The organism is Streptomyces sp. NPDC030840, assembly GCF_055572015.1.
In genome coordinates this window covers 6,756-19,633 of record NZ_JBVIEE010000032.1, presented here as the reverse complement: position 1 = coordinate 19,633, position 12,878 = coordinate 6,756, and the positions used below count along the sequence as shown (strand labels likewise).

The following is a 12,878-nucleotide window of genomic DNA, read 5'->3' as shown; positions in this document are numbered from 1 at the left end:
TACGTGTGCGAGCGGGCACCGCGCCTGAGGGGGCTGGGCCGGCCCACGCCGTGCCGGCCTGCGGACGAGGCCGGCCCATGCTCTGCCGGCGGACACGAGTGGCCCCGTACACGGCACCCGCTTCCGTGCTGCCCGCCCGCCCGGCAACCACCGCCCGGTACGGCGACGTCAGGGTGGGCGTACGGCCTGCCCGTCGGCGGTGCCGTGTCAGAGCGGTGCGGTCACGAACGCGCGCGACACCCGCGACGCATCGACCGAGTCCGTGCGGTCACCGCCGCCGTACCCGCGGTGCTTCCTGATCTGAGGGCGGGGGATCCGAAACGGCCGCTCACAAGGCGGCCACGGACGTCCCGGTCCACTACGCGCCCCGGCCAGTCCCCGGCGGCACGGCTCCGACCAGCCCCCGAACGGGAACGGGGTCCGGGGCGCAGACCCGAGTGGGGGGCCAAGGGGGCTCCGCCACTGTGGCGGGGGCGAAGGGGCGCAGCCCCTGGGGACGGGACGGGCAGGGGCGGCGGGGGCGACCGAACAGCCGGACACACAGCCACCCGGTCCCACCTCACCCACGAGCACCTGGACCCGGTCGCCCACGAGCTCAACAGCCGCCCACGCCGGACGCCCGGCCGGGAAACCCCGGCCGGGCGTCTCGCCGAGCCGCTCACGGCGCCGAGCCGCTCGCGGCCGGAGCGCCCCGGGCAGGGGCTCCGCGGCGTGTCCGGCTTCAGGCCGCCCCGCCCGGTGAGTGCACGGCGCAGCCGCCCGCCGGCAGCGAGCACTCCTGAGGCACCGCGGCCGGATCGACCTCGAACATCCCCATGAGCACCGGGTCGATCCGCCGTGCCGCGCCCGCCGCGGGAGGCGGCACGGGACGCGGCGCGGGGCGCGGCGGACGCGGCGCCGGCGTCCGGAGCAGTTCCAGATAGGCCGCCTCCGTCTCCGGCGCCGGGTCGATGCCGAGCTCCTCCAGCAGCACCTCGCGCAGCTGCTGGTAGCCGCGCAGCGCCTCCGCCCGGTTGCCGGCCCGGGCGTGCGCCGTCATCCGGCAGCGGTAGGCGCTCTCCCGGAACGGCGCGCGACGCACCGCCTCGTCGGCGTACCGCAGGGCGTGGTGCTCGTCGCCCAGGGCGGACGAGGCCAGACTGGCCGTCTCCAGCGCGCGCAGCCGCAGCTCCTCCAGCTGCTCACGGGTCGAGGTGACCCATTCGCCCTCGTGGGCGGGCAGGAACGAGCCCCGCAGGTTGGACACGGCGCCGGCCGCCAGCTCCCGCGCGACCGCGTAGGACCCTTCGGCGTAGGCCTGGGAGGCCTCCCGGACCGCGGTGTCGGCACACTCCACGTCCACCACGGCGTCCGACGGTATCCGCAGCAGGTAGCGGCCCCCCTGGGCGACCAGCGGGGTCTCCCCCGGCGGGCTGCCTGGCCGCGTGACGAACGTACGGACCCGGCTCACCACGCTGCGCAGCGCCGACGCCCAGGTGTCGGGGAGCCCGTCGGGCCAGACGGTTTCGGCCAGTTGGTCGCGGTCCGTGCCGGTGGCCCGTTCCAGCAGCAGCCGGGCGAACGCCACCTGCGCCTGCGCGCCGGCGAGGTGCTGCGGCGGCGCTCCGTCCGGCTCGATCGTGACAAGACCCACGAGTTTGATCAGCACTTCTGCACTCTCCACAAACGGTCGGTTTTCGGCCGTGTCCCCCGAAAGTTCGTGCGGAATTGAACGATACCTGCGTCGCCTTTCGGCCTGTCAACCGATGCCCTCCACCGTGAAATGCCTGCTCCAGCGGGATTCCAGAGCGGTTCCGCCGTCCCGCGACGCATTCTCTTGCGCTCGCGTTGCGCCCCTCGGGGCCTAATGGAATTCCGCTGGAGCCCGCCCGGAAATGAGGCGGCGCATCAAGAGCTCCGGATTTGCCGGACGAGCGCGACGAGGAGAAGCACGTGAACACATCCGCTGCGTGGGCACGTCTCGAGCCGAAGCTGGCCTATTTCCGGGACCGCGTACGGTCCCTGGAATACGAGCCCATCCGCAGGAACAGCTTCGTCGCCTACACCGTCGAGCGGGACTCGGCGTACGCCGACCAGGACGGCCGGCGACTGCTGATGATGTCCGGCTACTCGTACCTGGGCCTGGCCGGCGACGAACGGGTGGTCGGCGCCGCCAAGGCCGCCGTCGACCTCTACGGCACCGGCAACCACGGCGTGCGCGCCCTGGCCGGCTCCACCCCGCTGCACGAGGAACTCGAGGCGGAGGTCGCCAAGTTCGCCGGCCGCGAGCAGGCCCTGGTGTTCGGCTCCGGGTACGCGGCCAACGTCGGCACCGTCGGCGCGATCGTCGGCCCCGGGGACACCGTCTTCATCGACAAGTACGACCACGCCAGCATCGTCGACGGCTGCAAGCTCTCCGGGGCGACCGTCACCCGCTTCCGGCACAACGACGTCGGGCACCTCAGGCGCCGCCTGGAGGCCGCCCCGGACACCGGTGTGCGCCTGGTGATCGTGGACAGCGTGTACTCCATGGACGGGGACATCGCCCCCCTGCCGGAGCTGCGCGAGGTGTGCGACGCCCACAACGCGCTGCTGATGGTCGACGAGGCGCACGCGCTGGGTGTCATCGGCGCCACCGGCCACGGCATCGAGGAGCACTTCGGCGACGAGGTGAAGGTCGACATCAAGCTCGGCACCCTCTCCAAGGCCATCCCGTCGATGGGCGGCTGGGTCGCCGGCTCGGCCGACCTCGTGCACCACCTGAAGTACGCCGCCCGGCCGTTCCTGTTCTCCGCCGCGCTCGGCCCCGCGCAGTCCGCGGCCGCCCTTGAGTCGCTGCGGATCCTGCAGCGCGAGCCGGAGCGGGTGGAGTTCATCCAGCGCGAGTCCCGCCGCTTCCGCGCCCTGCTCCACGAGGCCGGCATGTCCACCGCCCAGTCCGAGACCGCGGTGGTGCCGGTGATCGCGGGCTCCGACGAGGCCGCCTACGACTACGCGACGGTGTGCCGCAAGAACGGGGTGATCGGCCTGCCGGTGGTCACCCCGGCCGTTCCCAACGACCTGGCGCGGCTGCGCATCGCCATCACGGCCGCCCACACCTCCAAGGACATCGACGTCGCCGCCGAGGCCTTCATCGCCTCCGCCCGCGAGTGCCGGATCATCTGACCGCCGACCCGCCTGCCGCCGCGCAGGGACAAGGAGCAGACATGCCTGGAGCGTCCCGGGGCAGTCACCGACGGCCGCCCGTCGCCGTCACCGGCATGGGCGTGGTCACCCCCGGTGGGTGCAGCCCCGACGACCTGTGGAGCAGCCTGCGGTCCGGCCGGTCCACCGCGGCCGGACTCACCCACCTCGACCTCTCCGCCCACCGGGTCCGCATCGGCTGCCGGGTGCGCGGGCTGGAGGCCCTGGACGGGCTCATCCCCGCCAAGGAGGCCCGGCGGCTGGACCCGTTCGCCCACTTCGGCACGGCCGCCGCCCTCGCCGCCCACCAGGACGCCGGGGCCCCGGCCGTCGACCCGGCCCGCACCGCGGTCGTCGTCGGCAACGCCGTCGGTGGCCGCGCCACCAGCGACCGCGAGTCCGCCCACTACACGACCGGCGGCCCGGCCCGGGTCAACCCCCTGATGCCGCTGATGACGATGCCCAACGCGGCCGCCGCCCAGATCTCCATCCGGCTGGGCTGGACCGGGCCCGCGCAGACCATCGCCACCACCTGCGCGTCCGGCGCGGACGCCGTCGGCCACGCCCTGGCGCTGCTGCAGACCGGGCGTGCCGACGTGGTCCTGGCCGGCGGCTGCGAGCACACCCTCACCCCGGTCACGCTCGCCGGGTTCGGCAACCTCAACGCCGTATCCACCCGCAACGACGACCCCGAGCACGCCAGCCGCCCCTTCGACACCGACCGCGACGGCTTCGTCATGGGCGAGGGCGCCGGCTTCGTCGTCCTCGAACGGCTGGAGGACGCCCGCGCCCGCGGCGCCCGCGCGTACGGGCTGGTCGCGGGATACGCCGCCACCTCGGACGCCCACCACCTGTCCATGCCGCTGCCCGACGGCGCGGGCGCGGCCGCCGCGATGGCCGGCGCGATCGCCGACGCCGGGCTGACGCCCGCGGACATCGTCCACGTCAACGCCCACGGCACCTCCACCCCGCACAACGACCGCTCGGAGGCCGCCGCGCTGCGCAAGGTGTTCGGCACCGGCGGGCCGCCCGTCACCGCGCCGAAGTCGGTGATCGGGCACCTGATCGGCGCCGCCGGAGCCGTCGAACTGATCGCCACCGTACTGGCCGTGCGCCACCGCGAGGTGCCGCCCACGGCCAACCACGAACGACTGGAGCCAGGAATGGACATCGACGTCGTGCACGGCGCTCCGCGCCGCGTGCGGTCCGGGCCCGCGCTGACCAACTCCTTCGGGTTCGGCGGCCACAACGCCTCCCTGGTGGTGACGCCGGTATGACGACGTTCACCCCGCCCGCGCCCGTCCGCACCGTCACCGTGACCCAGGAGGAGGTCACCGCCTACCGGGCGGCCGTCCGGCACGGGCTGCCGCCCGCCGCCCCCGGCCAGGCCTCCCCCGTCCACGCCTTCGTCCTCGCCCACACCGTCGCCCAGCGGACCGTCGAGGAATTGACGGCCGGCGAGCCCGGCCCGGTCTCCGTGGTCCACCTCGCCCAGGACATCCGGCTCACCCGGCCCGTCCGGGCCGGCGAGGACGTCACGGTGTCGCTGGAGGTGGCCGGGATCCGGCGGGAGGCGCGTGGCGCCCGGATCGCCCTGCGGGTGCTGCTGTCCGGCCAGGACGGCCCCGGGCCGTTCGCCGAACTGACCGTCTCCGCCCTGCTGTCCGGGGCGACGCTCCTCGAGTCCACGGGCGACGTCGGCGCCCCGCCCGCCCCGAAGGGCGCACCCGGCGCGGACGGGCGGCAGACCGCGCGCCATGTGCTGACCGCCGACTGGATCCGCGCGTACGCCCACGCCTCCGGCGACCTCAACCCGATCCACCTGGACGCGGCGGCGGCCCGGGCGGCCGGCTTCGACACGGTCATCGCCCACGGCATGGGCGTCGTCGCCCTCGCCGTCGAGGAGGCCGTGGACCGCTTCGCCGGCCAGGACGCCTCCCGGGTGACCGGGATCGGCTGCCGCTTCTCCGCCCCCGTGGCACCGGACGTCCCGCTGGAGATCGAGCTGGAACCCGGTCCGGGAGCCGAGACCGTGCGCCTCACCTGCCGTACGCCGGCGGGGATCGCGGTCAAGGCCGGCTGGATCACGCTCTCCCCCGCCGCCGAACAGGAGGCCCGGACATGACCCTGACCTACCCCGACGCCGCGCTCGCACCCGCCGCCGAGGAGGCAGCCGGCCTGACCGACGGCTTCCTCACCCAGGCCACCACACGCCCCCACGCCACCGCGCTGGTCTTCAACGGCGAGGAGCTCACCTACCGGGAGCTGCACGCGCTCGCCGCCGCCGAACAGGAGCGGCTGAGCCGCCTGGACCTCGCCGACGGGGAGCCCGTCGGTGTCCTGGCCGACAAGTCGCCCGGCACCATCGCCCTGGTCCTGGCCTGCCTGCTGGCCCGCCGGCCCGTGCTGCTGCCGTCCCCGGCGCTCGCCGACGGCCTGCTGGCCGGGCTCTTCGCCCAGGCCGGATGCCGCCACGTCCTCGCCCCCGGCGGTGCGCCGGGCCGCGTCTCGCCCGACCCCCGGGTCGCCGCCCAGCCGCTGGGGGCCGCCGAAGCCGCCGGTACGGCGCTGATGCTGACCACCTCCGGATCCACCAGCCTGCCCAAGATCGTCCCGCTGGGCCGGGACGCCGTCGACCGGTTCGTGCGGTGGGCGGCACCCGCCTTCGGCATCGGACCGGACCGGACCGTCCTCAACTACGCCCCGCTGAACTTCGACCTCTGCCTGCTGGACGTGTGGACCACCCTCGCCCGCGGCGGCCGCGTCGTCGTCGTGGACCCGGCGCTCGCCGCGCGCGGCCGACACCTGCTGGACCTGGTGGTCCGTCACGACGTCCACATCGTCCAGGCCGTCCCGATGGCCCTGGAACTGCTGCGCGAGGCCGCGGCCAAGGAGGACGCCGTCCTGCCCGGCGTACAGCACGTCATGTTCACCGGCGACGCGATACCCGAGCGTCTCCTCGGCGCGCTGCCCGACCTCTTCCCCAAGGCCCGGCTGCACAACGTGTACGGCTGCACCGAGACCAACGACAGCTTCGTCCACGAGGTCGACCCGGGTGCCACCGGACCCGTCCCGCTCGGGCACCCGCTGCCCGGCGTCCGGGCACTGCTCCTCGACCCCGCCACCGGCGCCCTGCTGGACGGCCCCGGGGAGGGCGAGCTCTACGTCTCCACGCCCTTCCAGAGCCACGGCTACCTGGACCGCACCCGCCACACGGACAAGTTCACCGGCCACCCCCTCGGTCTCGACGACCGCCGCTGGTTCCGCACCGGCGACCTGGTGCGGCGCGACGCCGACGGCGTCCTCCACCTCACCGGACGCACCGACTTCCAGGTCAAGGTCCGCGGCACCGCCGTCAACACCGCCGAGGTCGAACGTGTCCTGCTGGAACACCCCGACGTCCTGGAGGCCGGTGTGGCCGCCGTCCCCGACCCGGTCGCCGGCCGCCGCCTGATCGCCGGCGTGCGGCGCGCCCCCGGATCGGCGGTGACAGGCCTGCTCCTGCGCGGCCACTGCGCGCGCCGCCTGCCGCGGGCCGCCGTGCCCGCGCTCCTCACCCTCACCGAGGACCCACTGCCGAAGACCACCACCGGAAAGACCGACCGCAAGGCCCTCGACCGGCTGTCCCCGCTTCCCGCACCTCCCACCACCCGTACCGAAGGAAACCAGACATGAGCAACGCGGACGTCATCAAGAACTTCGTCATCTCCGAGTTCCTCCCCGGCACGTCGCCGGCGGAACTCGCCCCGGACCACGACCTGCTGAACGACGGCGTCATCGACAGCCTCGGCGTCCTGAAGATGATCGCGTGGGTGGAGGACCACTTCGGCCTCGCCGTCGGGGACGCCGACCTGGACCCCGACAACTTCCGCAGTGTCGAGGCGATCGACGCGTTCATCGAGACCGCCCGCGAGAACGCCCGCGGGGCCGCCGCCTGACCGTCGGCGGCGACGGCGCGGCCACCCCGCGCCGTCCCGCCGGCCCGCCGACCCACCGACCCACCGGCCCGCGCGGCGCCACCCGACGAGGCCGAACGACCCGACGAGGCGGAACGACCCAACGAGACGGACGGAGGAACAACGTGCACGACGCACTCACCGGTCTGCTGCGGCAGACCCCGGTCGAGCGCGAGACCTGGCGGTCCTGGTGGGACCGGCTCGAGGAAGGACGGCTCGAGCGTACCGAGGTCATCGGTCTGCTCACCGCCCTGACCTGCCGGCTCCCCGGCCACGACACCCTGCGCCCGCTCCTCGACTCGCTCGCCGAGCGCCGCCCGCCGGTGACCGCGGGCCCCGGCTGGAAGGGCACGGTCAACGTCGTCGGCACCGGCGGCGGCCCGAGCACCTTCAACATCTCGACGGCCTCGGCGTTCGTCGCCGCGGCCGCCGGGGTGAAGGTGGTCAAGACCGGCTCCCGCGCCTACACCAGCTCCCTCGGCTCCGTCGACCTGCTGGACCGGCTCGGGGTCAGGCTCACCTCCTCCCTCGCCGAGACCGAGGACACCCTCGCCGAGTTCGGGATCGCCTTCGCCGGGCCCCACGTCTACCCGGCGCAGCTGACCAGGCTGGCGCGGACCGTCGCCCCGTGGCCCATGAAGCCCTTCGGCGGCTTCCTGAACGCGCTGGGCCCCTTCCTCGCCGACCTTCCGGTGGCCGCACAGGTCACCGGGGTCTCCTCGGCCGCCCCGCTGGACACCCTGCTGCGGCTGGCCGCCTCCACGGCCGGGCGGCGGATCTGGCTCGTCACCGACGAGAGCGGCTCCGACGAACTGCTGCCGTTCTCCACCGGCACGGTGCACCGGCCCGGCGCACCGGCCCGCGTCATCAGGCCCGGCGCGCTCGCCCCGGCCACCGGTTCCTTCGCCGACCTGCGGCCGGCCGCCCCCGCCGAGGCCGTCGCGCACTTCCGCTCCGTCCTCGCGGGCACGGCCAACACCGTCGCCGTGCGCACCGTGTGCCTGGGCGCCGCCGCCCTCCTGGTGGCCTCCGGCGCCCGCAGCGACTGGCTCACCGCGGTCGCCGTCGCCACGCGGGCCGTCCGCAGCGGCGCCGCCCTGGACCTCGCCGACCGGCTGGCGACCACCGGCCGGGCCCAGCGGCGGCGGAGAGAAGCGGTGGCCCATGTCTGACCGTCCGACGCCCGGGCCCACCGCCTCGGCCCAGTGCCCGCCCGCCGCGTTCTTCGCCGGCCGCCACCCCGGCGACCCCGGGCTGGCCCTGTTCCTCAACGCGGGGGACCCGCCCCTGCCCGTCCTGCCCGAGATCATGTTCATGCTCGACGAAGAGGGAGTGGACTGCCTGGAACTGGCCGTCCCCTTCCCCGACTCGCCGACCGACGGTCCGGTCATCCGGCGCTCCGCCCGCCGCGCCCTGGACCGGGGCGGAGCCGGACTCGACGAGGTCCTCTCCGTGATCGCGAGCGTGCGGCCGCAGCTGCGCCGCACCCGGATCGCGCTGCTCGCCGACTGGCGGCACTCCCTGGCGGGCCGCGACCTCGCGTCCGTCACCGCGGAGATCGCCGCGAGCGGGGCCGACGGGCTGCTCGTGCACGCGCTGCCGCCCCGGCTGCGCGAGGAACACCTGGCGGCCGCCGAACGGGCCTCGCTGCCCGTGGTGACCACCTGTTACACGCGGAGCCCCGAGGAGACCCGCCGACAGGCCGCCGCCCAGGCCTCCGCCTACCTCTACCTGGTCGCCCACTACGGGCGCAGCGGGTCCGCGCCCGCCCACGGCCACGCCGCCCTGGCGCGCGCGGTCGCCGGGCTGAGACCCCACACGGACTCCCCGATAGCCGTCGGCTTCGGGGTGAGCACCGCCGAGGACGTGGCCGCCGTGGCAGCGGCCGGCGCCGACGCCGCGATCATCGGCTCGGCCGCCGTGGCCGCCGCGGAGGCCGCCCAGGACGGCCGGGCAGGCCAGGGCGACGTCGTCGCCGCCCTGAGCGCCTTCGTCCGCTCCGTCCGGCCCGCACCCGTACGCCCCGCGCCCTCACCCGCAGCGCGGTGAGCGACGCACCACCCGTTCCACCTGCTCCACCACGTCCCGAAACCCCTCGTTCCCATGGGAGATTTCCATGATCGTCCGCGACATCGAGAACGTGAAGACCGTCGACTGGGGCAACGGCATCAGCCGCCGCTTCCTCCTGGAGGAGGACGGTCTCGGCTACACGATCACCGACACCGTGGTCAACGCGGGCACCAAGTCCCGCCTGGAGTACGTCAACCACCTGGAGAGCTGCTACTGCATCGCCGGCTCCGGCGAGGTCATCGCGCTCGACGGCTCCACCCACAAGATCGTGCCGGGCCGCATGTACGCGCTGGACAAGCACGACGCGCACTTCCTCGTCGCCAGCCCGCACGAGGACCTGCGCCTGGTCTGCGTCTTCTCGCCCGCGCTCAAGGGCGACGAGGCGCACAGCCTCGACGAGTCCCGCTCGTCGGCCTACTGATCCCCGCCGCACCGGAACACACCGGCCGGCCGCGCGACGGGGAGGGACGCCCCGTCGCGCACCCGTCCCGATCACCGACACGAAGAGGTCCACCGTGATCCTTTGGAACACCGACCAGACCGACCTGCGCGAGGGACTGGCCCGGTGGGGGGAAGCGCTGAGCGCGGACCACATCGCGCTGGACGAGCAGAGCGCCTTCCCGCACGACAAGTGGAAGCTCGTCCAGGAGACCGGCATCCTCGCCCTGCCCTTCGACGAGGAGTACGGCGGCCTCGGACAGTCGCTGCTCACCACCATGTATGTCCTCGAGGGCCTCGGCGAGTACAACCGGGACTCCGGACTCAGTTTCTCCGTCACCACCTCCATCTGCTCCACCGGCATCCCGCTCCAGCACTTCGGCACCCCGGCCCAGAAGGAGCGCTGGCTCCCCGCCATCTGCTCCGGCGAGGCCATCGGCGCCCACGCCATCACCGAGGCCGAGGGCGGCTCGGACGCGATGGCCATGACCACGCGCGCCGTACGCGACGGGGACGACTTCGTCCTCAACGGCAGCAAGGTGTTCGTCAGCAACGGACCCGTGGCCGACGTGATCGTCGTCTACGCCCGTACCCACCCCTCCGGCGGCCCGCTGGGCACCACCGCCTTCCTGGTGGACCGGACCACGCCCGGGGTGGTCCTCGGACGGCCCGTCAAGAAGATGGGCCTGCGCACCTCGCCGCTGGGCGAGCTCTACCTGGACGATGTCCGCCTGCCCCGCGAGGCGGTCCTCGGCCGGGTCGGCGGCGGACTGATGGTCCTCGACCACGTGATGAAGCGGGAGATCCTCTTCTCCTTCTGCGTCAACGTCGGGGAGATGCAGCACCGGCTCGACCGCTGCGTCGACTACGCCCGCACCCGCACCTCCTTCGGCCGGCCCATCGGCTCGTACCAGACGGTCGCCAACAAGATCGTCGACGTGCGGATCCAGCTGGAGACCGCCCGCAAGTGGCTCTACGACACCGGAGAGAAGCTGGAGGCCGGCCTGGACGTCACCACCGATCTCGCCATCGCCAAGCTGCTCACCAGCCAGGGCAACCTGAACAGCAGCATCACCGCCGTGCAGATCTTCGGCGGGCACGGCTACATGTCGGAGAGCGGCCTGGAGCAGGAGGTGCGCAACGCGGTCGGCGGCACCATCTACTCCGGCACCAACGAGATCCAGTACTCCCGCATCGCCTCGGCCATGGGGCTGGGCCGATGACCGCCCGACCCACCGCCGAGGCCCCCGGCCGTCTGCTGAAGGCCTGTGGAGCCACCGACACCCCGGACACCGAAGAAGTGGCAGCGACCGGCGGCACGAACCGCGCCGACCCCCGGCACGACACCCCCCACAACCCCACCCCCTCGACCCCGGGGCCGGCGGCGACCACCCAGCCCGCCACCCAGGACCCCCGGCGCCTGCTGAAGGCCGACGGAGCCACCGACACCCCGGACACCGAAGAAGTGGCAGCGACCGGCGGCACGAACCGCGGCGGCCCCCGGCACGGCACCCCCCACGGCCCCACCCCCTCGACCCCGGGGCCGGGGGCGACCGCCCAGCCCGCCGCCCCCTGCCCCGGGCGCCTGCTGAAGGTCTGCGGAGCCACCGGCACCCGGGACGTCGAGACGGCGGCGGCCGGCGGTGCCGACTGCGTCGGCCTCTGGCACGGCGTGCCCCGCGGTCCGAGGGAACTGGATCTCGCCACGCTGTTGTCCCTGTCCGCCGCCGCCCGCGACGCGGGTCTGCTGCCCGCCTGGGTCACCTTCCGGGCGGACGCCCCCGAGATGGCACGCACGGCCCTGACGGCGGACGTGGGCTGGGTCCAGCTCCACGCCTACCAGCCGCCGTCCGTGGTACGCGAGCTGCGCCAGGCGTTGCCCGCCTCGGTCGGCATCGTGAAGGTGCTGCACGTGGGGCCCGGCGGCGGATGCGTCGAACGCCCGCTGCTCGGCGCGTACGCCCGGGCCGGTACCGACCTGTTCCTGCTCGACACCGCCTCGGGCGACGGCAGGGTCGGCAGCACCGGACTGCCCCTGGACCCGGACGGCGTCACCTCACTGCTGCCCCTGCTGCCCCGGCCGTTCCTGCTGGCCGGCGGCCTGACCGCCACGGCCCGCCCGGCGTACGACGAGGCCGTCGCCCACCCCGGCTTCCGCGGCGTCGACGTGGACACCGCCGCCCGGGCGCCCGGCGGCACCGGTTTCGCACTCACCCGGGTCACGGCCCTGGCCCGGGCCTGGCAGACGGACGGCGCCCGCGCCCTCGCCACCCCAACCCACAGCCCGAAGAGAGAGCTCCTGACATGACCACCCCTGCCACGACCTCCTTCCTCGGCGCGCTGCTGGCCTCCCCCACCCCGGTGGTCATGGAGGTGAAGCGGCGCGACGCCCACGGCTACGACCTGCTGGGCGGCCGGACCCCGGCGGCGATCGTCGACGCGTACGAGACCGCGGGGGCGCCGTGCATCTCCGTGGTGACCGGCCGGTGGTTCGGCGGCACCCCCGCCCTGCTGCGGGACGTCGCCGCGATGACCCGGCTGCCGCTGCTGCAGAAGGACTTCGTCACCCGCCGGGACCAGATCGCCACGGCCGCCGGCCTGGGCGCCTCCGCGGTGCTGCTCACCGCCGCACTCCTGCCCGCCGGCGCCCTGCGCACCCTGGTGACCGAGGCGCTGAGGACCGGACTGACCCCCTTCGTCGAGATCACCTCGGAGGAGGAGCTCGACCGGGTGCCCGAGCCCGGTCACTGCGTCATCGCCGTCAACAACAAGGACATCAAGGCGCGCGAACGCGACCCCGGCGACCCGGGTCGCAGCCTGGACCTGCTGGAGGCGGTCCGGGCGACCGGCACTCCCTGCGCGGTGAGCGCCAGCGGCATCGGCGGCCCGGCCGCCGCGGCGGAGCTGCTCGACGCGGGCTTCGACGGCCTGCTCGTGGGCACCTCGCTGCTGCGGACCGGATCGCCCGCCGCCTGGGTGACCGCCATGGACCGGGCCCGCTCCCGGAAGGCGGCGCTGCGATGACCGGCGGCACCGCGATGACCGGCACCCCCGGGATGACCGGCGGCCCCGCGGGCGCCGTCCCGTGCACCGTCGACGCCGGCGGCTTCCCGCTGTCCGCGCTGTGGGCGCCACCCGCCGTGGACGCCCACCACGACGCGGGCTTCGACGGCCTGCTCGTGGGCACCTCGCTGCTGCGGACCGGATCGCCCGCCGCCTGGGTGACCGCCATGGACCGGGCCCGCTCCCGGA

Annotated in this window: 12 protein-coding genes and 1 pseudogene; 12 read left to right on the top strand and 1 reads right to left on the bottom strand. The window is 74.5% G+C overall.

Translation table 11 applies throughout. The features are described 5' to 3' along the window. Positions 1-721: 721 nt before the first annotated feature. Positions 722-1,648 (bottom strand): AfsR/SARP family transcriptional regulator, encoded by a 927-nt coding sequence (locus ACZ49J_RS41130; protein ID WP_467457651.1) that lies wholly within the window; start codon positions 1,646-1,648, stop codon positions 722-724. Between the two features lie 284 nt (positions 1,649-1,932). On the opposite strand from ACZ49J_RS41130, the gene ACZ49J_RS41125 reads away from it, so the two are divergent. The 12 genes and pseudogenes from ACZ49J_RS41125 to ACZ49J_RS41070 form a co-directional block, all read left to right on the top strand. Continuing rightward, the gene (locus tag ACZ49J_RS41125; protein WP_467457650.1) at positions 1,933-3,144 is read left to right on the top strand and encodes an aminotransferase class I/II-fold pyridoxal phosphate-dependent enzyme; all 1,212 of its coding nucleotides are present in this window, start codon (positions 1,933-1,935) and stop codon (positions 3,142-3,144) included. Positions 3,145-3,185: 41 nt separating this feature from the next. Then, on the top strand, positions 3,186-4,439 hold the full coding sequence (locus tag ACZ49J_RS41120) for a beta-ketoacyl-[acyl-carrier-protein] synthase family protein (protein WP_467457648.1): 1,254 nt from the start codon (positions 3,186-3,188) through the stop codon (positions 4,437-4,439). Next, positions 4,436-5,287, top strand: coding sequence for a MaoC/PaaZ C-terminal domain-containing protein (locus tag ACZ49J_RS41115; protein ID WP_467457647.1), 852 nt, complete (start codon positions 4,436-4,438; stop codon positions 5,285-5,287). Before ACZ49J_RS41120 ends, ACZ49J_RS41115 begins: the two co-directional genes overlap by 4 nt. Next, a complete protein-coding gene (locus ACZ49J_RS41110; RefSeq protein WP_467457646.1) occupies positions 5,284-6,837 on the top strand; it encodes an AMP-binding protein in 1,554 nt (517 codons plus the stop codon). The genes ACZ49J_RS41115 and ACZ49J_RS41110 overlap by 4 nt, the downstream gene beginning before the upstream one ends. Continuing rightward, on the top strand, positions 6,834-7,100 hold the full coding sequence (locus ACZ49J_RS41105) for an acyl carrier protein (RefSeq protein WP_467457645.1): 267 nt from the start codon (positions 6,834-6,836) through the stop codon (positions 7,098-7,100). The genes ACZ49J_RS41110 and ACZ49J_RS41105 overlap by 4 nt, the downstream gene beginning before the upstream one ends. Before the next feature lie 143 nt (positions 7,101-7,243). Continuing rightward, on the top strand, positions 7,244-8,290 hold the full coding sequence (locus tag ACZ49J_RS41100; RefSeq protein ID WP_467457643.1) for an anthranilate phosphoribosyltransferase: 1,047 nt from the start codon (positions 7,244-7,246) through the stop codon (positions 8,288-8,290). After that, positions 8,283-9,167 (top strand): tryptophan synthase subunit alpha, encoded by an 885-nt coding sequence (trpA, locus tag ACZ49J_RS41095; RefSeq protein ID WP_467457642.1) that lies wholly within the window; start codon positions 8,283-8,285, stop codon positions 9,165-9,167. The genes ACZ49J_RS41100 and trpA overlap by 8 nt, the downstream gene beginning before the upstream one ends. Positions 9,168-9,234: 67 nt before the next feature. Further along, positions 9,235-9,609, top strand: a complete 375-nt coding sequence (locus tag ACZ49J_RS41090; RefSeq protein ID WP_467457640.1) for an ectoine synthase — start codon at positions 9,235-9,237, stop codon at positions 9,607-9,609. Positions 9,610-9,703: 94 nt separating this feature from the next. Then, the gene (locus ACZ49J_RS41085) at positions 9,704-10,849 is read left to right on the top strand and encodes an acyl-CoA dehydrogenase family protein (protein ID WP_467457639.1); all 1,146 of its coding nucleotides are present in this window, start codon (positions 9,704-9,706) and stop codon (positions 10,847-10,849) included. Then, positions 10,846-11,934, top strand: a complete 1,089-nt coding sequence (trpF, locus tag ACZ49J_RS41080) for a phosphoribosylanthranilate isomerase (protein ID WP_467457637.1) — start codon at positions 10,846-10,848, stop codon at positions 11,932-11,934. The genes ACZ49J_RS41085 and trpF overlap by 4 nt, the downstream gene beginning before the upstream one ends. Further along, positions 11,931-12,650, top strand: a complete 720-nt coding sequence (locus ACZ49J_RS41075) for a beta/alpha barrel domain-containing protein (RefSeq protein WP_467457636.1) — start codon at positions 11,931-11,933, stop codon at positions 12,648-12,650. Before trpF ends, ACZ49J_RS41075 begins: the two co-directional genes overlap by 4 nt. Beyond that, positions 12,647-12,878 (top strand): annotated as a pseudogene (locus tag ACZ49J_RS41070) (hypothetical protein); the annotation flags it as partial. The gene ACZ49J_RS41075 and the pseudogene ACZ49J_RS41070, both read left to right, overlap by 4 nt.